At 59.3% G+C, this 18883-nt stretch carries 18 protein-coding genes and 2 pseudogenes; 14 read left to right on the forward strand and 6 right to left on the reverse strand.

Annotated elements, in window-relative coordinates; all coding sequences use genetic code 11:
* Both IQ26_RS22990 and IQ26_RS40505 read left to right on the forward strand, forming a co-directional pair.
* On the forward strand, positions 1-552 hold a 552-nt coding region (locus IQ26_RS22990), incomplete at its 5' end, for an IS110 family RNA-guided transposase (protein ID WP_145720628.1).
* Positions 553-1058: 506 nt separating this feature from the next.
* Positions 1059-1217: a hypothetical protein gene (locus IQ26_RS40505; RefSeq protein ID WP_240547197.1), complete on the forward strand. Its 159-nt coding sequence runs from the start codon at positions 1059-1061 to the stop codon at positions 1215-1217.
* Here the strand turns inward: IQ26_RS40505 and IQ26_RS23000 are convergent.
* Positions 1208-1822: pseudogene (locus IQ26_RS23000) on the reverse strand (5'-3' exonuclease); the annotation flags it as partial. The gene IQ26_RS40505 and the pseudogene IQ26_RS23000 sit on opposite strands and share 10 nt — an antisense overlap.
* A 431-nt stretch (positions 1823-2253) precedes the next feature.
* On the opposite strand from IQ26_RS23000, the gene IQ26_RS23005 reads away from it, so the two are divergent.
* Positions 2254-4365 carry a gluzincin family metallopeptidase gene (locus tag IQ26_RS23005; protein ID WP_145720630.1) on the forward strand — a complete coding sequence of 704 codons (2112 nt, stop codon included), beginning with the start codon at positions 2254-2256 and terminating at the stop codon, positions 4363-4365.
* A 9-nt stretch (positions 4366-4374) separates the two neighbouring features.
* Positions 4375-5961: an MBL fold metallo-hydrolase gene (locus IQ26_RS23010; RefSeq protein ID WP_145720631.1), complete on the forward strand. Its 1587-nt coding sequence runs from the start codon at positions 4375-4377 to the stop codon at positions 5959-5961.
* A 431-nt stretch (positions 5962-6392) separates the two neighbouring features.
* Here IQ26_RS23010 and IQ26_RS23020 read toward each other — a convergent pair whose 3' ends face one another.
* Positions 6393-8387 carry a patatin-like phospholipase domain-containing protein gene (locus tag IQ26_RS23020; RefSeq protein ID WP_145720632.1) on the reverse strand — a complete coding sequence of 665 codons (1995 nt, stop codon included), beginning with the start codon at positions 8385-8387 and terminating at the stop codon, positions 6393-6395.
* Positions 8388-8747: 360 nt separating this feature from the next.
* Between IQ26_RS23020 and IQ26_RS41290 the strand changes: the two genes are divergently transcribed.
* The 5 genes and pseudogenes from IQ26_RS41290 to IQ26_RS23045 form a co-directional block, all read left to right on the forward strand.
* Entirely contained in the window at positions 8748-9011 is a 264-nt protein-coding gene (locus IQ26_RS41290) for a type IV toxin-antitoxin system AbiEi family antitoxin domain-containing protein (protein ID WP_338101634.1), read from the forward strand.
* Between the two features lie 241 nt (positions 9012-9252).
* Entirely contained in the window at positions 9253-9480 is a 228-nt protein-coding gene (locus IQ26_RS23030; protein WP_145720633.1) for a hypothetical protein, read from the forward strand.
* Positions 9481-9539: 59 nt separating this feature from the next.
* Positions 9540-10916, forward strand: coding sequence for an HD domain-containing protein (locus IQ26_RS23035; RefSeq protein WP_145720634.1), 1377 nt, complete (start codon positions 9540-9542; stop codon positions 10914-10916).
* A complete protein-coding gene (locus IQ26_RS23040; RefSeq protein ID WP_145720635.1) occupies positions 10916-11395 on the forward strand; it encodes a hypothetical protein in 480 nt (159 codons plus the stop codon). Before IQ26_RS23035 ends, IQ26_RS23040 begins: the two co-directional genes overlap by 1 nt.
* Positions 11396-11647: 252 nt before the next feature.
* Positions 11648-11911 (forward strand): annotated as a pseudogene (locus IQ26_RS23045) (transposase); the annotation flags it as partial.
* Positions 11912-12056: 145 nt separating this feature from the next.
* Here the strand turns inward: IQ26_RS23045 and IQ26_RS23050 are convergent.
* Genes IQ26_RS23050 through IQ26_RS39495 form a run of 3 tightly spaced genes read right to left on the reverse strand, consistent with a single transcriptional unit; the run spans position 12057 to position 14532 of the window.
* A complete protein-coding gene (locus tag IQ26_RS23050; protein WP_145720636.1) occupies positions 12057-13469 on the reverse strand; it encodes an exonuclease domain-containing protein in 1413 nt (470 codons plus the stop codon).
* Positions 13466-13996, reverse strand: a complete 531-nt coding sequence (locus tag IQ26_RS23055; protein WP_322791142.1) for an ImmA/IrrE family metallo-endopeptidase — start codon at positions 13994-13996, stop codon at positions 13466-13468. The genes IQ26_RS23050 and IQ26_RS23055 overlap by 4 nt, the downstream gene beginning before the upstream one ends.
* Positions 13993-14532, reverse strand: coding sequence for a helix-turn-helix domain-containing protein (locus IQ26_RS39495; protein ID WP_162458048.1), 540 nt, complete (start codon positions 14530-14532; stop codon positions 13993-13995). Before IQ26_RS39495 ends, IQ26_RS23055 begins: the two co-directional genes overlap by 4 nt.
* Between IQ26_RS39495 and IQ26_RS39500 the strand changes: the two genes are divergently transcribed.
* Genes IQ26_RS39500 through IQ26_RS23075 form a run of 4 tightly spaced genes read left to right on the forward strand, consistent with a single transcriptional unit; the run spans position 14533 to position 17324 of the window.
* Positions 14533-15066: a hypothetical protein gene (locus IQ26_RS39500; RefSeq protein WP_162458049.1), complete on the forward strand. Its 534-nt coding sequence runs from the start codon at positions 14533-14535 to the stop codon at positions 15064-15066.
* Complete coding sequence (locus tag IQ26_RS23065; RefSeq protein WP_145720638.1) at positions 15063-15539, forward strand: DUF7665 family protein; 477 nt, start codon at positions 15063-15065, stop codon at positions 15537-15539. The genes IQ26_RS39500 and IQ26_RS23065 overlap by 4 nt, the downstream gene beginning before the upstream one ends.
* A complete protein-coding gene (locus IQ26_RS23070) occupies positions 15487-16008 on the forward strand; it encodes a hypothetical protein (protein WP_145720639.1) in 522 nt (173 codons plus the stop codon). The genes IQ26_RS23065 and IQ26_RS23070 overlap by 53 nt, the downstream gene beginning before the upstream one ends.
* Positions 15999-17324, forward strand: a complete 1326-nt coding sequence (locus tag IQ26_RS23075; RefSeq protein WP_162458050.1) for a hypothetical protein — start codon at positions 15999-16001, stop codon at positions 17322-17324. Before IQ26_RS23070 ends, IQ26_RS23075 begins: the two co-directional genes overlap by 10 nt.
* 250 nt (positions 17325-17574) lie before the next feature.
* Here the strand turns inward: IQ26_RS23075 and IQ26_RS39190 are convergent, their stop codons facing one another.
* Positions 17575-17874 (reverse strand): hypothetical protein, encoded by a 300-nt coding sequence (locus IQ26_RS39190; protein WP_156090946.1) that lies wholly within the window; start codon positions 17872-17874, stop codon positions 17575-17577.
* A gap of 154 nt (positions 17875-18028) precedes the next feature.
* On the opposite strand from IQ26_RS39190, the gene IQ26_RS23080 reads away from it, so the two are divergent.
* Complete coding sequence (locus tag IQ26_RS23080) at positions 18029-18679, forward strand: hypothetical protein (RefSeq protein ID WP_145720641.1); 651 nt, start codon at positions 18029-18031, stop codon at positions 18677-18679.
* The last annotated feature ends 204 nt before the right edge of the window (positions 18680-18883 follow it).

Genomic DNA, 18883 nt, shown 5'->3' on the forward strand with positions numbered 1-18883 from the left:
GTGTTCGAGCGCAACGTTCACGATCTTCTGCAGGGCGAAGCAAAGCTGGCGCGCATCGTCGTGCCAATGCTTCGGGCATGGAGTGATATTCGATACCAGATAGCAGAGCTGAGCAAGCAACTGGCCGCGATGGCTCGTGAAGACCAGCACTGCCGTCTACTCATGACGGTGCCCGGTGTCGGCACCGTCACAGCCACCGCCTTTGCCGCGGCCGTGGAGGATCCGGCGAACTTCAGGAACTCGCGCGCCGTGGGCGCATGGGTGGGCCTGACCCCGAGACGCTACCAATCTGGCGAGGTCGATAATGACGGCCATATCTCGCGCCGTGGCGACAATCAGTTGCGCGGACTGCTATACGAAGCGGCCGCGGTCATCCTGAACCGGTCGACGGATACCAGCACCCTGCGAACCTGGGCGTTGGAGCTGAAAGAACGGCTCGGCTTCAAGCGAGCCGCCGTGGCCCTGGCGCGCAAGCTGGCAGTGATCATGCATGCGATGCTCCGGACGGGCGAGCTGTTCGATCCGCACGGAGGAACGCCCGCCGCTGCCTGATTCTGCAGACGCTCGACTACGACGATTCCGTCAGGCCATTCAACACCAATAGCGTTCTTACAGGACGCACCGAGCCGTCCCTGCCGGGACGTGGCTGAGATCATTCCGCGAAGCGGGAAGCAACTGCCTCGTTAAGCAGATTGCGTAACGAACATAGGAAGATCTCACCTGCGAAACTCATCCTGCGGCGATCAGCTTTGCATCGACCGCGTAGACGACCCTGTACCCGGCATACGAACGAACGAGCATGGACAGAAAGGACGACTGCCTTGCACCTACCCCCTTGACGGTCGGGCGATTAGACGACCCGCTCGCGCGGGAGGGCGCGGGCTTCGAGGTCGGCGCGTATGCGGCGGCGTCTATGAGTGCGTGAACGATCAGGGGTGACGGACTGTGATCTGCCTCCGAGCATGAAGGGTCAACCTTCAGCTTGAGAGGAGCACCCGATGACCACCGATCTCTCGCATCCGTCCGGCAGCGCGCTGCGCGAGCGCATGATCGAAGACATGTCCGTGCGCGGCTTCACCGAGGACACGCGCCGGGACTACATCCGTTGCGTGAAGGCGTTTGCGGCCTTCATCGGCCGCTCGCCCGACACGGCGACGACCGAAGATCTTCTGCGCTTGGCGAGGACTTCAGGTGGAAAGTCTTCAAGAGGGCCGTAGCGGCCAAGAAGCCGGGCTGCCGAGACGCGGCCGATGCCTTCGAGACCCGGATAGCCATCGGCGGCATCGCCTACGAGCGCAAGAAAATCCGGAATCAGGGCCGGCTCAACTCCGAACTTCTCGCGTACGCCGACAGCATCGCGAATTTTCTGGGTCCTGCGGTCCACCTGGACCACATGGTCACCGCGCACACACTGCGCGAGATCTTTGTCCGGGGTCCAGATGCACACTTTCTGGACGCGCGGATCGGCGACGGCGCGGCGAGCCGCAGAGGCCAACGCATCGTCGGCCTCCAGTTCGATCATCGGCCAAACGGCCACTCCCATCGCGACCAAGGCCTCCTCGAGGGGATGAAACTGCGCGAGCAGTGCCGGCTCGATGCCATCCCCAGTCTTGTAGCCGGGCCAGAGCTGATTTCGGAACGACTCGACCACGTGATCGGTTGCCACCCCAATGTGTGTGGCGCCACTCTCGATCATCTCCAGCACTGTGTTCAGCACGCCGACGACGGCGCCAAACGGCTTGTCTCGCCCGTTGTTGAACCGGCGTTGGCCATAGAAGTGGCGAAACAGCTCGTAAGTGCCGTCAACCAAATGGACAATCATCGCCAGCCTCGAGGAGATAGCATCCGGCCTCTGTCTACAAAGCTAGACCAGCAGATGGCCTTCTCCAAATCCTCAATGGGAGCGCTTGGTCGTGCTCGTGCGAAGTCGCGGGTCTTCACCTTAATGGCGTCGATGTGCAGGTCGGAATGTAGATGTCCCGAGGACGCGCGGCTTGGTGCGGATCCGGTCCGGAACCGTGGTGGCGCTCTTGGTCGCCGCGGCCGCGAAAAGGCGCAAACAATTCCAAGCAAGAATTAGAGACGTCCACGGCTTTACTGAGTTCGAGCGCCGTATTACTCTGGCGCAATTCATCGTTTGCGGATTTGCTTAGACGGCTTGTGGGGGTCACATTGTCAACGGGTTTGGCTGCACCTCCACGGAAGCTACGGATTTTCGCCTTCGATCCCAGCCTCGGCCGACGGCATGAGACGTTGCCCATCAACGAAGTCACCGTCTCCATTCCATGGGAGATGGAGCGCATCGACCCAGGCAAACCGTTCCTCGGGCCGGCTGGACGATATCTCGAGGTCATTGATTACGATCCATCGCTCGAGCTCTTCTACGCGCCGGTTGACCTCAATGACCCGCGCCTGCTCGCCGACGGAGGCCTTCGTCCGGCTGAATGGGATCCGCAGTTCCACCAGCAGATGACGTATGCAGTGGCAATGAACACCATCATCCAGTTCGAGCGCGCACTTGGTCGGGTGGCACTCTGGGCGCCGCAGGACTTCCGGAACGTGCCGGGTGGGGATGAGGAGTTCGTTGCCTGCCTGAGGATCTATCCACACGCACTGCGGGACGCAAACGCCTACTATAGTCCGGTGAAGAAGGCGCTGCTCTTCGGCTATTTTCCGGCCGGGCACGGGCAGCGCGGGGCCCCGGAGGGGTCGATCGTATTCACGTGCCTCTCACACGACATCATCGCGCATGAGACGACGCACGCATTGCTTGACGGCATGCATCCGCGCTTCAACGAAGCGAGCAATCCCGATGTGCTCGCGCTGCATGAAGCGTTCGCCGACATCGTCGCGATCTTTCAGCATTTTTCGTTCGACGAAGTGCTAAAGGACCAAATCGCGCGAACACGTGGGAACCTTGAGCAGCAAAGCCTGCTCGGACAACTGGCGCAGGAGTTCGGGCAGGTGCTCGGCCGTGGGCGGGCGTTGCGCGATGCTCTGGGCGAATCCGGCGAGGACGGCGTCTGGCGGCCGCGCGAGCCGAATCCCAGAGCGCTCGAGGAAGCGGAGGGACCGCACGCCCGTGGCGCGATCCTCGTGGCGGCGGTGTTCCGCGCATTCCTATCGATCTATCGCTCGCGCATCGTCGATCTGCTGCGCATCGCCTCTGGCGGTACCGGAGTGCTCGCGGAAGGCGAACTCCATCCCGATCTCGTCAACCGGCTGGCGCGGGAGGCGGCGAAGTCGGCGGACCACGTGCTGCAGATGTGCATCCGCGGCCTCGACTACGTACCTCCTGTGAACGTGACATTCGGCGACTACTTGCGCGGAATCATAACGGCCGACGCCGACCTCTACGCCGACGACGAGCACAACTACAGGGTGGCGTTCCTAGAGGCATTCCTCGCTTGGGGAATCGTGCCACGGAACGTCAAAATCATGTCAGTCGAGACCATGCTCTGGCCGATGCTCGAGGATGTGGCGGCAGACTACAACGCCGTTGCACCGGAAGTGCGGATGATGATCGAACGGCTGGCCCTGATGCTCCAGGCCCCGGAGGAGATGATACGGCAACTCCGCCAAAGGACCGACTTCGACGACCACTATGGCCGTGACTACCTGGACGGACTGAAAGCCAAGGGTCAGCAGATCGTAGCAGCCATGGCCGACGCGATGGCAGATCGGTTGGACCCGACGCCGGCGGCGAGAACGGAAGTCGCGACAGCCGGCGCGACGCAACCCGCTCGCCGCCGCTCGCGATCGCAAACACTGAGCCAGGTGCTGTCGCGCAACCTGCTGCAACTTGGCCTCGACGCGGACCGGCGCGTGGAGTGGCTGGCGCGCCGCCTCTATGGTCAACTCTTCTGGGGGATGATGACCGAGCCGGGCACCGAAGGTCTGCGCAAGGTGCTTAGAATCTGCACCGAGATCAGCCCGAAGAAGCAGACCGTGCATAAGAGCCGGACGCTCGCGAACGGCAAGCCGGCGCTGGAGGTGCATAGCGTGCGGATGGCGACGCGTACCAACCCGCGTGGCGTGGTCGAAGCGGAATACGTGGTCGAACTCATTCAAACGCGCGACGGCTATTTCGACGCCGACCAACAGCAGTCCGCGGATGAAGGTGGCGAATCCGGCAAGGCGGGTTTCAAGTTCCGATGGGGATGCACCCTCCTGATCAATGCCGAGACCTTCCAAATCCGTCGCGTCATCCAGAACCCGGGGTCGATCGAGGACGATGCCGAACTTGGACGGGTGCGTGATTTCATGCTGGGAAGGGCCGATCGGGAGGACGATGCCTTCACCGACAGCATCACCGATCCTGAGGACGGCGAAACGTTCGCGCGACTTCACATTCACGGGATGTAGGAGGGAACGATGCCCAAGATGAAGGCGCCTGCCTCGGGTGTGACCGTCAGGATGTACCGGCAGGGCCACGGGGACTGTTTTCTGCTGGCTATGCGCGACCCCGATGGTGGGCCGTTCTACATGTTGATCGACTGCGGGCTCTGGACTGGATCAGAAGTCGCTCCGGATCGCACGATCGACAGGATCATCGCCGATATCGGCGAGGCGACCGGCAACCACCTCAACGTGGTGCTGATCACCCACGAGCACATGGACCATGTCAACGGTTTTGGCGCGGAAGATGCTCAGCAACAGCCCCATTTTGACGGTATCGACATCGACGAGACATGGCTGGCCTGGACCGAGGACGCGACCGACAGCGATGCAAACAAGCTTAGAAAACGTTTCGGGGACACTTTGCTGGCGCTCGCCGGTGCGGCGCTGAAGCTGCGCTTTGCTGTCGATTCCCGGGCGAAGTCCTCCTACGAGACCGTCCGGGATCTTCTGATGTTCGAAACCGGAGCAACGGACGAGGCGTCGCTGCACGTCGCGCTCAGTGAGTTGCAAAGCCACGCTTTCGCAGCGGATGGCAGCAAGAACATGTCCAACGCCGTCCGCAAACTGAAGCTCGCAATCAAGTACATCCGGGACAAAGCCGCAAATGGCGTGAGGTTCTTCAGCCCCGGGGACGATCACCAGCCAGTCGGCAAGGACGGCCCACGCATATACGCGCTCGGGCCACCGCGCAGCGAGGAGCTGCTGCTGTCACTGGACCCGCATTCTGGCGAGGGTTTCCATATCGACTCATCGGCTCTCGGACTGATGGCAGCGACGGAACCCGACCCAGATCCCTTGCGGCCTAAGGGTCGAATCTTCGACAAGCGCTTCGGCCTTCCGCGCAAGGAACTTGAAAAGGGGGACAACGACGCCTCGTTGGCACAGTTGGTCCGGAGCGCGTATGGCAAGGACCGGAGCGTTGCCGAGGTTCGGGGTTTCTTCATCGATCGCTATGGCCGCAAGGCTTTAGGACAACCCGCCGCGCAAACGTGGCGACAGATCGATGATGATTGGCTCAACTCGGCCGAAACGCTGGCGCTTCGGCTCAACAAGGAGGTCAACAACACCAGCCTCGTCATCGCCATCGAACTGCCCAAGACCGGCAAGGTGCTGTTGTTCACCGGCGATGCGCAGCGCGGCAACTGGATTTCCTGGGGCACCCTCGAGTGGATGGTCGACGGCAAGAAGGTGAAAGCGCGGGACCTGCTCGGCCGGACTGTGTTCTACAAGGTGGGTCACCACGGCAGTCACAACGCAACACTCAGCGGCGAAGTGACCTCTGACTTCGCCAATCTCGCGTGGTTGGCAAGCGGCAAGTATGAAGACGAATTCGTGGCGGTGATACCGGCCAATCGTGTGTGGGCCTACGGCAAGGAGAAGCCGTGGCCCCATCCCCTAAAGTCAATCGAAGAAGCTTTGCTCAAAAAGGCCCGCGGCCGGGTCTTCCGGAGCGATCTGGACGACGTAGCGAGACCGGAAGACGTGTCTTTGGCGCAGTGGACCAAGTTCAAGCACAAGGCGACGGATCTCTATTTCGAGTACACGGTGTCGGACAAATAGGCGCCGCTGCGGGCGCCGCTCGCAGTCAGTGGAAGTCCCGCGTCCTCACCCGATTCCCCGATTCGTGTCGATGTGCAGGTCCGGATGTCGATGTCCCGAGGGCGCGGGACGAGAGGCGCGACTTCGCGCGGGTCCGGTCTGGAGCCGCCCTGGCGCACCTGATCGCCGCGGCAGTGCAGCAGCGGAAAGGTGGCGTCGCGTTGGTCAATGTGTCAATGCTTGCCAGTTCCGCTGACAGATCGGTCAACCGTTGCGCCACGAGGTGGACGACTTCTGGTAGGCATCGAACGTGAATATCTGACCCGTTACAGTTCGTTTCGCCACGCATGATGAACGACCGTTATGCGCCGCCTGTCGGTCGTCCGGATGCTTTCTGGTACTGCCTTGGAAGCGGACGTTGAATCGAGCTGTTGCGCTCCGTCGCCGCTGACTTAGTTGATCCCTACGATTGAGACGCGATATTCGGCATCGAACAGACGCATCAGAACGCGCATGCTGCAGCCGGTACGGCGGCGGATCGCTTCTTGGCGGACCTTTCTCTCTTGCTCGGGCGAAGCGGTCGTTCCGGGTTCGGGCGAAGCGACCCTTGTGTGTTCTGCCGCGGCCCAGCGCGTCCCGTCCTTTTGGGTATCGACTTCGCAGAGATGGATCGGCGCGATGTCGTTCAAGAGCGCCTCTGTTCGGCTCGGCGAAAGACGCCAGCCCAACGGTAAAGCCAGTTCCGCCTGGGCGATCCGGTGTGCGTAAAATCCGTTGTCGACATGTACGGTGACGTCCAGCGCCGGATTGCGCTGCCGTTCCTCAAGGCCAGTTAGAGCCCGGCGGGCTTCGCCGACACGGGCGCCTAGCAGCGCCAGGAATGGATCGGCGATTGTCGGATCTGCGGCGGGCTTCACGTCCGCCGTAGGATCGGCCGCAAAGGCGACGTGAGCCAGAAAAAGCGGCAGCCGGCAGCCGCTCCAATTGGCTTCGCTCATGAATTTCGCGGCGAATACAACCTCGAGGGTCGGGCAGTTGTCTTTGCCCCACGCTTTGCCCCAGGATACCGACTGGGTATTCCTCAAGGCGGAGATCAAATTCGATGCGGTCAATGCGCCCGTGTTGTCGGCATATCCGCCGTCGACGAGAACGCGGCTCGCCACGCCATCATTGAGCACCGCCGATTGCGTCAGGAACGGAAAACGCGCGCTGGTCACAGCCGCATGAATGATCGTGTCCTGGATTGCCGCGTCGGACTCCTTCTCGGCTATCGAGAACGTCTGGACGTCGCCGGAGCCATCGAAACGGATCGGTGAAAAGACGACGCGCGATCCTGCACGTGCGTCGGTCGTCACAAACAGCAGAGCGGCATCTTCGGGCTTGTTGGAGAGCGTGTCGCGCGCCGGCCCCAGAGCGTGCGACAGCGTCTCGGCAAGAGTACTCCCGCCATCCGGAAGTGTATTCCAAAAAGGCATCAGCCAAGCGATTGGCTGACGGAGGAGCAGATTGGCGAGAACAGGCGAGAGCAGATCCGCGATGATCGTGTCGGGAACGTCGTTCGGCGCAACCTCGTCACGACACTGCGTATGCGCCACCGGACGGCTCAATGCGCGTTCCATGACGAAACCGAGCGCGCCGCCCGATACGCCAATGGTCGCGAAGACATGCGTCTTCAACTGCGGACAGTAATGCGTGAGCGCCCGATAGCCGAGAAAACTGTGTGCGGCCGCATATATTCCGCCGCCCTCCGCCGACATGATGATCAAGGGCAGCGGCCGCATCGCCTTTCGATATCGATCGACGGCGTCGTTGCGCGCTGCCAGCCAGGTGTTGAGCGCTTCTTGTGTGCTGCGGCCCTGCTGGCCTTTGCCGACCGGGATCGTGGCGAACTGCTTATCAAAGGCGGCGACCGCCAGCCAAACCAACAGGAAACACAGCGCAGATTTTGGGTGCTGCAGGATCGCTGTGATGATCAGGGTAAAGAGCAGCAGGCCGAGCGAGAAGATCACGAGCGGCCCGAGCGCGATCGGAAACCCGACCGGATCTAACGCAAGATAGAGCACGAGCACACCGTAGAAAAGGCCGAGAAGAGCCAACACAGTCCCTTTACGCGCGACGATACCGGGCGATGAGAGCGGCGACCATCGGGCCATCGCCCAGCCTGCGAGAATGGCGGGGACCGATAGATACGCGCTGCGTGGAGCGGATAGGACGCCGAGACCCGCGAGTGCTACGGCTGGCAGCAGGCAAACGATCGTGTCGCAGATCGAGAGGCGCGTGTCATCGAGCTGAACCAAGACGATGACGAACGGGGTCAGCGCCAGGATGAAAAACGCGCCCGCGATGCCGGCATATTGTTGCCGGTCGATGATGGCGACGAAAATATCGGTCAGTTGAGCCGGATGGATCAGGCACAGCAAGATTACGACGGTGCAAAGGAATAACAAAGGGAGTCGCCGCACGAACCAGCGGTGTTTGACTAAGACAAGTAGAAGCAGGACTGCGGCGGCGCACCCGGCAAGGATGCTGAAACCCGTCGAGGGCATCGCTCAGATCCCACACAGGTGTTGCACGTGATCGCGGAGAACTTTCGCACTCGGATCAGGCGGGCGAAAGCGGTTCACGATCGGCGCATACATGAACTGCAGCTTGCTGCGCAGCGGCCCATCGATGGAGAGCGCGGCGGCATTGAGGGGCGCCGAACTGTAAACCACAAATCCGCGGATATCACCTTTCGCCTGATCGACGCTGCGGATCAATTCGCCGAGGACCAGCCTGAGATTGGCCGAGCCCGTGAACGTCGAGCCGTGGACGACGACGACGTCAGGATTTTGCGCGACGATGTCCGGCGCTATCCGGGCGGCTTCCGACTGGCCGGGTTGTTGCTGCGCCGAAGAAGCCGGCACATACCGGTAGGGCGATTGCTCGCTCTTGAGAAGGGCGAAGTCCGGACAAAGGACCTGACCGACATCGGTGTTCCTCGCTGCTACCTCGCCCGGATGTGCGAGGAAGGTTTGCTCATGAAGGCGGGCCATGGGCGCTACCGTGCGGCAGTTCCCAAAGCGGCTTGATGGCACAATACGAACGGCTCTTGAGGGCGCAAGATGCCGATGAGAGGCGGAGTAGGATTAGGTAGGTTGGAGGAGAAAAAGGCGGGGCTTGTGCTACGGATGCCGGCGCCCTGCTGTCACACGGGTACCAAAGGCCAGGGCAGACGCCACCGGCTATTCGCTTAAGGACAAAGAGCGGTTTCGAACAGGCAGCAATCAGCCGCCCACCTACCTCGATCCGCTCGGATCGGCTCCGTATTGGATGACCGCCGAACAGGCTGGCGATATTCCTTGGCTGCGGCAAGCTCACAGCGGAATCACGGGCATAGCCGCGGTGCAGTTGGCACAAATGAAGGCCGACCAACTCGGCCTCAGCGGCATGAACCTTCTACGCTTTGCCTCGGCTCTATGGGCGCTACGCCCTCCGATTCTGAGAAGATTCGTTGATTACTTTCAGGCGGGATTTTCTAGTCGCGCGATGGTGTCTTGATAGCAAGTCTTGTTAGCTATTGTGTTATTGCTTTTCTCTCGGGGGAAACGATTCGGCCAATGGACGTGAAGCCACAGAGGGTCCGCGACCCATTACACGATCTGATCGAGTTTTCGACTTCGCCTTTTGAGCAGGGGCTCTGGCACGCCATTAACGCTGCGGAATTCCAGCGCTTGCGGCGCGTCAAGCAGCTTGGGTTCTCCGAATTGGTTTATCCAGGCGCTACACACACACGCCTTGCACATAGCCTAGGTGTCTTCCACACCGCTCGGCATCTGGCAAACCACGTCAGAAGGCTGTTAGGACAATCTGCATTCGACGAAGACCGATGCGAAATCGCGTTGGCCGCTGCACTGGTTCACGACCTTGGCCACGGTCCCTTTAGCCATGCATTTGAAGTCGCCATGGAGAAAATCGCCACAGCCCGCGGCGCAAAATTCGAGAAACGTCACGAAATCTGGACAGCGGACATAATTCTCGGGAATACAGATATCGGCGCCCGGCTCGAGAGGGGCATTGGTAAGGAAAATCGTGAAGCAGTAGCCATCCTATTGCTACAAGAGACCCCAACTGACCTCTATTCGGGGATCGTTTCCAGTCAGTTCGATGCTGACCGTTTGGATTATTTACGACGGGATCGGCTAATGACCGGGGTGAGCCACGGGAGTTTTGACTATTCGTGGCTATTGGCGAATCTAGAGGTCGATAGTGTCGCTTTCGCAACGGACGGGGAAAATTATGCCACGGTAGACAGCCTGATCCTCGGCAATAAGGCCTTTCAGGCAGCGGAAGCGTATGTTCTCGGTTTGTTTCACATGTATTTTGCTGTATATTACCACAAGGCGACACGGTCGGCGGAGAAGATTCTGTCGGCCATTCTCGTTCGAATAGGGCAATTGGTGTTGAATGGAAAATCGTCGGCCACAGGCTTGGAAAAGTCGCACCCTCTGGTTCGGTTTTTGTCCGACGCTTCCCTCGGGAATTATCTAGCTCTTGACGATACCGTCATATGGGGCAGTTTACCTATGATGATGCAAGCGGATGACAATCATATAAAGGAGCTCTCATCGAGGCTCCTTCGTCGTGATTTGTATAAGGCTTTCGATGTGGCAGAGCATTTTAAGTCGCGAGGCGGCGCTGCTTCAGTTGCCAAATTTCGGGCGGCACTCGCTGAGGCCAATAAATCCGGGGCTTTTGAAGAGTTTGAGATATTTGAGGATTCGCCAGCCAGGGATCCTTATAAACGTCGAGGCTATGACTCGCCCGACGCACTTTCGAAGGTCTTGATTCGGGGGTCGGCTGGAGGGCCCTATCAAGACCTTTCCGAGTTGTCAGAGGTCGTAAGCGCGCTTCAAAAGCGTACCGCGTATCGTGTGTATGCAAGCAATGCGGACGCAATGACGAAATTAACGGAAATAGCGAAGGGAGTTGGATGATGACGAGGGCAATCGACGTCGCCAAGATACTGCATCTAAATGGAGGCGAGTTGATCGGCAAAACGCGTCTTCAAAAGTCATTCTATTTTTTGGAGAAATTTGGGCTGGGGTTTGGTTTTGATTTCCAGTATCATCACTACGGACCTTATAGTGAGGAGTTAGCAACGGCTATTCAAGACGCCATTGCTTTGGGATTAGTGAAGCAAGAGAAACGCGTTGGCTCTCAGGCTCAACCCTATTCCGCCTTTAAATTGATGACAGATGTAAAAGACGAACCTAATGATGCTGCCAGATCGAAGGTCCTAAAGATGCTGGCTGGCCACGACGCGATTACATTGGAACTGGCTGCTACGGCTGATTTTCTTGAAGTTGCGGGATATGACGATCCATGGGCGGAAACTGTTGTGAGGAAAGCATCTAAGGCATCCGCGGAACGAATCTTGAAGGCAAAAGCACTACTTTCGGATTTGGCCGCTTAAACCTTTCTTATGCGAGATATTTTTTAGCTGGGCCGCCCATCGAGGCGGCCTTTTCATTTTAGGAACCCGCACATGGTCGACCGTGAAGAATTCGGAAGCTGCTGATATTCCATCGGAATCGCCCGATTTGCAGATTTCGGAATTGCAGGTAGCGGCCAGTTTGTGGATGGTTTCTTGCAATTCCAGTTTGCGATTTCGCTGCCCGGCGAAGCGTGATTCACTGCTTTCATCGCAGTGAATCGGAGCCAGGCGATGGGCAGACTGCGCGAGCGGCGCGAGACAGGAGAACAGGATCTGTTCCGCGCCCGCCTTAATCAGATCCTCAACATGAACCACGAGCTGGTGCGGCTGGCCCGCACCATCGACTGGCCGGTGCTGGAAGCGCGCTTCGGCGGGGTCTACTGCGACGGGCCGGGCATGCCGCCGCTGCCGACGCGGCTGATGGCGGGGCTCGCCATCCTCAAGCACACGTTCAACCTGTTGGACGAGGCGCTGTGCGAGCGCTGGTCCGTCAATGGCCAGAGAATTCCGCTGATCCTCAACGAGGTATTTAAGCCGTCGTCGATGAAGCATCTGTAGAGCATCCAAACCATCTATCTGCGAACAGACGCGCGCGTCTGGTGCGACGATCAACGAGCAGTTCACACCAGGGACGGGGGCCTTAACTCGCCAGGGGAAGCGCGAGCCGCTCGGTGCACTCATCGAGGTAGGTGAGGAATTGATGTTGGCGGTCCAAATCTTCGCTATCAAGGCCTCCCGCGATCAGGGCTTCAGACTCTCGTCGAGCTTTGACGACCGATCGCCATGGCGTATTCACGTCCGCTTCCAGCACCCGTTTCCGGACTTGTTGTTGCAAGGTTAGTCGCAACTCGGTGCTTAGAAGATCAGGCCGCTCGAAGTAGACCAGTCGCATAGCCAGTCGGCGGTATCTTTCATCGGCAAACTGACGTGCAATTCCTTGCCGCTGTTCCCAAGGCGCAGCATGAAAGCGCGCCATAAGCGCCTTGTCCTGCGGGGGAGGGAACCCCCGTTCGTAGAGCTGCTCTTCGACGTGTGGTGACGGCAAGTAGGCCCTCTCCGCGGCCTGCGCCGCCGCGCGAAGCCGCTCCAGGAAGGGGCGATCGTCACGTAAGTGCGCGACGCGTTCCAGAATTTCGGCCTCGTCGAACGGCGCGAGATGCTCCGGCGTCGCATCGTACAGCGCCCAGAGCGTCGGTGCGACGTTGGTCCGCACCGTGACGATCGGCCGGTCAGCCGTTTTGCAAAGCGCAATGAGCTCATCGTGGGATAACCCGCGTAGGTGGTCGAAGTCGGCGCTGAGGTCGAGGCAGTAATGCCGTATCACCTGTTCACTATGTTGCCCGATACGGGTGACAAGGCGTGTGCGGTGCTGGTTCCCGACTGTCTCGGATACGAGGAAGGCTTCTTCCCCGGTCATAAAGGAATCGACGCTCGCCTTCTGGCTGAACCGCATAAACTGGGACCAGATCTCGGGTGCGCGCGTGCGGACAATTTCGCAGAGCGCGTGCATGGTCAGGACATCCGCCATGGCGTCGTGCGCCTGCGTCATCGCTACGCCGTTCGCCTCGGCAAGCTGCTTGAGCTTGAAAACCGCGCGCCCCGTTGCGTCCAACGCCGGCTTCATGACGTCAGGTCGGAGGGCGGCCGTCATGCGGCAGAGATTGAGCACGTCGGCCCGCGCGCTACGCTGTGTGTTCGTCAAATAGGCATCGTGAAGGCACAGATAGAAGGCTTGGCGCAGAAATTCCTCATCAAAGGACAAGGAGTTGAAGCCAAGGAAGAGCGCGGGACACCAAGATTGAAGGGCCTGGCGGATTTCCGTCACCATCTCGAAATGAGAGGGGAGGGCAGGGTCCGTCAGTCGCCCGATCCGAAGCCCAGTCAAGTGCATGGCTTCTGGCGACGGAACAATGTGCGGCATGAGCCGGCAGCGAATTTGTAGCCGATCATTGATCCTCAGTTCCGAGTCCGTATAAACGGCCGCGAAGTGTACGATTTGGTCGAAGCGTTTCGCCAGTCCGGTGGTCTCGACGTCGTAGAGAACGAAGCTCACCCGGGTTCTCCCAGCGAACTTAATCGGTAGCGTATCGCCGCCTCACTCACTCTGAAGCGCTTGGCTAGCGATCCTATGGCCGCGTCATCCTCCAAGTCTACGGAATGCCCATCGAGAGCCGCCATTAACAGATCAGTCGGCATCAGCAGCTCGGCGGCGAAAGTATTCGCCTCGATTTCTGTCGGGTCTGTACCAGCAGCGGCAAGCGCATCCCGACGCAACGATCCTCGATCGACGTGAACTGTGCCTTCAAGTTCGTGCCGATGGAGCTGGATATGGGCCAACTCGTGGGCGAGCGTGAAACGCTGCCGAGCCGGCGTATGCAATGTGTTTACCCCGATGATAGGCACACCGTTGCGAACGTGGGCGAGGCCAGAGAGGTCACCATCAAGCGGCGCATACTCAACGCGCACACCAAGAGATTTTGCAATTCGTTCGACGGGCACGGGCGCCGCTCGAACCACGTACCGGTCGAGTAGTGCTTTTGCAGTATCTCGCGCCGTTTTCTTATCTGCCCGCCGCATCATGGCGCGCGCTTCCTCAACCGCTCTTCAGCAAGAGCTGAGGCAATAAGACTTGCGACTCCCGATTGCTCTTGCGGGCTTAAGGCCGGACCGTCTGTCACCTTGATCTCCGGTAGCGGCTCTGCAGGCACCCAGGTCTGTGGCACCAGATCCAGAATCGACTTGAGCTTCAACGCGTTCACGAGCGCGAAAAGTTGGTGCACCATGATTCGCTGGCGGCCGTTCTCAAGATTTGCAAGCGACGCTCTCGAGAGGCCGAGCTTCTCCGCGACTTCGCCCTGCGTCATGCCGAGCTCGACGCGCCGTTTGGCTACCGCCCGACCAAGGCCGAGATAAAGTTCCATGTCTGACATGCTCATAAACTGCTCGCTCCGCCGTTGTGCGTCAAGCTGACAGATTGTGTGTACACAGCAAACATTAAAAATTACATCGTGTCTGCCATTGACAATGGCGTTGGCCACAGCCATCTTCAACATGGGCTGGCGGGAAATGGTTTTCATCGCGTAGCTGGCATCGTTGGCGCCAAGGAGGTCGTTCAAATGACTGAAGTTATTAAAGAAAGGGAGGTCGTCGACTCGCCTCCGACCAAGATCAAGATCCCGGTGAAGACCGGGCATGGGGAGGAGCGCGTCATCGAGCTCAAGCTCCGCAGCCGCGTGACCGAGATCGTCGACATCGTTGCGGCCGAACGCGGCTGCCGCGTAGAGGAGTTGGTCCTGATTCGCGATGGGGACGATGAGCCGCTGACCTCGATCGTTCTGATCGAGGCCGACTACCCACATAAGCGCCGGCACCATGTTCACCTTGCGGGCGATGTCGAGGTGACGGTCTATTATCAGGCCGGGCAAGATACACGGCGTTTTCGGCGCAGCGCAACCGTCGAGGACGTGCTTACCTGGGCCATCGCGGTGTTCAAGGTGGACCCGAGCATGGCAAGCGAGTTCGAGCTCACGCGCCACGGCCAAAAGGAAGAGCTACCAGGGACTGAGCATATTGGCCACCTGGCTGGGGCTCAGCGCGACCTTGCCCTCGATCTGGTCCGCGGAGATATCGCTAACGGGAGCTGCGCGTGATCGTAGATCCCAGTGCCGCCCGCGTCGTCGCCGACCTCGAGGAAGCTGAATTCCTCAACGGTTGTGACGCGGGTCGTTGGCGCATCATCTCCTTTAGCTTCCCGATCCTGGACTTTGCGATCTCCGCCACCGAACCAGATGGCAAAACCGGTGAGTATAGCTTTCAGGCTGAGCTATCGATTTTTCCTGCTCAGGCTCCGAAAGTCCGCATCTGGGATCATGCTCGCAATGCGCCCCTGGCTGCCGAACTGCGGCCTAAAGGTGGCGCGCGGCTGCAGAAAACCTTCCAGCAATGGGGATCCGATACCGTTTACCGTCCTTGGGACAGGGAGACCGGGCCGCATGGCAACAATGCCGCCAACTTCCCACATCTCGCGTGGCGTCCCGACCGGCACCTGACCTTCATCTTCGAGGACCTCTATGGCATCCTTAATAGCAACGCTCGCGCGCAGCGTCTTCGGCCCGGCGCCTGAGATCCTTTGTGAGGACGCGATCTGGCGCCTCGGCATCGCAGAACTCCACCGACGCACCTATGGGCGACGGGAGAGCGGTGCGTTCCTTCTAGGCTCGAAAGGAAAGGCGCGGCGCATCGAAGAGTTTGTCTACTACGACGACATCGACCCGCACGCGCTCGATACAGGCATCATCGTGATCGACGGGCGGTGCCTCGGTGATCTCTGGGTTCACTGCCGCAAGACCGGGCGCGACGTCGTCGCCGACGTTCACGTACATCCCGGCGGCTTTGGACAGAGCGCGTCGGACAAGGCCAACCCGGTCATGGCTGAGATTGGCCACATCGCCTTCATTCTGCCCAATTTCGCGGCGCGTGCGACTACGCCCAGCGGAATCGGCGTCTACGAATATCGCGGCGCCCGGCAGTGGCGCGACCGCAGTCGCGAACGCCCTTCGCCGCTCCATGTCGGATGGTGGCCATGGCGCTAGATCGGCAGATTGCACGGATATCCAAGATCCTCGTCGATAGTGACGGTATCACTTTCGACGAGGCCCAGGCCCGCCTTCGCGCTCTTACTCTGGAAGTGGTGGTCGGGCCTAACGCCACAACCCCAGCCGCTCACGCTGCCGCGCTAACTGCGGTATCGGTAGGCAATCGGACATTCGTCGGGGGCGTCCGGCTGGTGGGGGCCGTCGATCAGCGTCTCAATTCGGCCCTTCCCCTTGCAGCTTCCACACTTGGAGAGGCCGCCCTGGAGGTCGGAGCGTCCGCCTTCGAGGGCTCGCCATCGCGCCGAATCTTGATCGGCGCTGTTCCAGGTGTCAGTGAGAGGTTGGCCGTTTCGGCTTGGTGGCGTGGCTGGCGTGCAGGGGTCGCTCTGCCCGGCGATGCTCCCTGTGGCGATGGCGAGAACGCTCTGTCCGGTATCGCCGCGGGCGCGCTCTCAGTCGGCGCTGCCTTCGAGACGGTGCGCGGTCGTGCGGTCGATCTATCGTTAGGGGTTGATCTCTGGCCGGTCGATTCAAGCAAAGAGGCTCCGCGTTTCGCGGAGGTATTTCTGCCCGGCGCGCTCTGGTTGGTCGGACTCGGGAATCTTGGCCAAGCCTTCCTCTGGGCTCTCGCGGCGTTGCCTTATACCGATCCCGCCGCAGTCTCCATCGTGCTTCAGGACCGCGATAAGGTCACAGAGGAAAATTGGGCGACGTCGGTGTTGGTCAAGGGCGAGACCTATGGAGACCTCAAAACGAAGGTTGCTGAGAGATGGGCGGTGGCGAAGAAGTTCGATGTTCGGCGATTGGATCGCCACCTCCTTGCTGCTGACCGGCTTGAGGATGAAGATCCCCGTGTCGCGTTCTGCGGGGTCGACAAAATCGAAGCTCGCAAGCTCATGGCTAAGACCGGCTTCGACTGCATTGTCGACGCCGGACTTGGTCGTAAGGCGTCAGACTTCGACCGATATCGGGTCACGGTGTTCAACGCCGCGCGTCCGATCGACAAGCACTTCGAAGGCCAGTCGGACGAGTCCGCAGACGACTCGATCCCCGACAATGACGCCTACCAACGCCTTGGGGCGGAGGTCGGGCGTTGCGGGACGGCAGAGGTCGCAGGCGCAAGCGTGGCAGCCCCATATGTGAGCGCCGTTGCCGCCGCCGTTGCAGCCTCGCGCCTCATAAACATAGCATCCGGCTGCCCCTGTAGGATTAACGAGGTGCGGCGGCTCTCCGAGACCGAGCCCAAGTCAGGCCCCTCGGCGAGCATAAATGCGCGAGGAATCCGACACGCTGGGAGGCCGGCAGTTTCGTGACCGGCTAAATCACCGTCTTTCCTATCCAGTCTGAGGCGGGGATGGTGTAATATCTGGCGTACCCTAACCTTCGCTCATGGCAGCACCGAGCGCCAGGTATTGAAGAACCGCATCGGTGTGCGTGATCCCTGATGAATCGTGAACTGTCCGTGTTGCAACGTGCGGATGGATTATATTGTTGTAGATCAAAAAAATGGTCCAGGTATACAGTGCATTATTTTGCATAATGTTAGTGACTCTCGAAAATAGACTAGGGTCTTGGTTGGGTGTCTGCAACTAATGACGTTCTGTGATTATTTCCGCCGTATTCCGCCCGATTCTTGTCGTGCCCAGAAATGCACGCGGGATCACGAATTCCGAACGGGTCAGACACCACACTAAAGGATGGAAAGCTGAAGATCAGCTGATCGCCCCCGCGATCCGCGCCCTCGAGGAGAAGATCGCCGCGCTGGGCCGCAGTGCCGATCCCTGCGATGCCTTCGCCCAGGCCGACACGGAGGATGTTGCTCAAAGAGACGAAAATGGCTTTCGGCCTTTCGATCAAGTCCATCTGGGAGCGTCAACTACGTGGCTACGTTCGGCAAACGCGTCAGCTGGGCTGCATTCGGTACCTGAGCCAGCCCGGCCCTGTCGGATTCGGTTGATGGCTGGGCAACAATCTGCTGATAAAAGACGGCCCGTGAGGCCTTGAGGTTTCTGCCATTATGCCTGATTTGCTGAACTTGTCGCTTGACCTCCAGATTCTACTGGTGTCGGGTTATTTTGCCTACAAAACCGCCGCCATAGGTAAGGTGCAAACTGACAGCACGGAAGAGTTTGTTCTGAAAATTGTGGCGTACGGCTTTATAGGCAGATTGATCACTTATCTTGCGGAGGGCCTTTGGCGCTTGCAAGGATTTGGGTGGAGTTTAGAAGGCGACTCCTTTACCCTGGCTCATTCCGCAGCTGTCGTTTTCTTCGCGATATTATCGGCTATGATTTGGCGCACATATGCTTCGCGTATGTACAGTAAAATAATGCAGCATTTTGGCGTGTACCGCGATGATCACGAATCGAGTGTGTGGAACTCAATAACCGCAGCGCCAGCTATATGGGATTGCGTACAGATTCAGATTGAAGATGGAAGAGTTCTGGAAAGCCACTTTGCGAAATTGGATAGCAATCGTCCGTTACCAGGGGTCGTTCTGAACGAGGACGGTGTATCGGTCTACGTAACTAGAATTCATAAGGCGGACGGGACTTCTGACGAGTTTGAACAAGGAAACAATTCCGGGTTCGAGACGATCACGTATATACCGCGTGATCGGATCCGCCAGATGGAAATTTCTTGGAAAATCAAATCTCGGCGTCCCTAACGGCGCACCTTGGGAGGATTTCCACCATTACCGGAACTGGTTGTAACTGGCTTCTGTGAGGCCTGTTCATGACGACTTGGAGTCGTCGTGATTGGCATCGCGCTTTTTTGTTCAGTGTTTGTGTGCACTGGCGTTGTACCAACGATCCTAATCTTACTTACCATCCTACCGGTTCCTCTCATCGACTCAGAGCGATTTCGTCAG

Origin of the sequence: Mesorhizobium tianshanense, assembly GCF_007830515.1 — a bacterium.
In the GTDB taxonomy this organism is placed as follows: domain Bacteria; phylum Pseudomonadota; class Alphaproteobacteria; order Rhizobiales; family Rhizobiaceae; genus Mesorhizobium; species Mesorhizobium tianshanense.

Coding starts and splice junctions, on each gene's coding strand:
- IQ26_RS40505 (WP_240547197.1), top strand. CDS start 1,059: ATGTCCGTGCGCGGCTTCACCGAGGACACGCGCCGGGACTACATCCGT.
- IQ26_RS23010 (WP_145720631.1), top strand. CDS start 4,375: ATGCCCAAGATGAAGGCGCCTGCCTCGGGTGTGACCGTCAGGATGTAC.
- IQ26_RS23030 (WP_145720633.1), top strand. CDS start 9,253: ATGACCGCCGAACAGGCTGGCGATATTCCTTGGCTGCGGCAAGCTCAC.
- IQ26_RS23035 (WP_145720634.1), top strand. CDS start 9,540: ATGGACGTGAAGCCACAGAGGGTCCGCGACCCATTACACGATCTGATC.
- IQ26_RS23040 (WP_145720635.1), top strand. CDS start 10,916: ATGACGAGGGCAATCGACGTCGCCAAGATACTGCATCTAAATGGAGGC.
- IQ26_RS23055 (WP_322791142.1), bottom strand. CDS start 13,996: ATGATGCGGCGGGCAGATAAGAAAACGGCGCGAGATACTGCAAAAGCA.
- IQ26_RS39500 (WP_162458049.1), top strand. CDS start 14,533: ATGACTGAAGTTATTAAAGAAAGGGAGGTCGTCGACTCGCCTCCGACC.
- IQ26_RS23070 (WP_145720639.1), top strand. CDS start 15,487: ATGGCATCCTTAATAGCAACGCTCGCGCGCAGCGTCTTCGGCCCGGCG.
- IQ26_RS23075 (WP_162458050.1), top strand. CDS start 15,999: ATGGCGCTAGATCGGCAGATTGCACGGATATCCAAGATCCTCGTCGAT.
- IQ26_RS39190 (WP_156090946.1), bottom strand. CDS start 17,874: ATGGACTTGATCGAAAGGCCGAAAGCCATTTTCGTCTCTTTGAGCAAC.
- IQ26_RS23080 (WP_145720641.1), top strand. CDS start 18,029: ATGCCTGATTTGCTGAACTTGTCGCTTGACCTCCAGATTCTACTGGTG.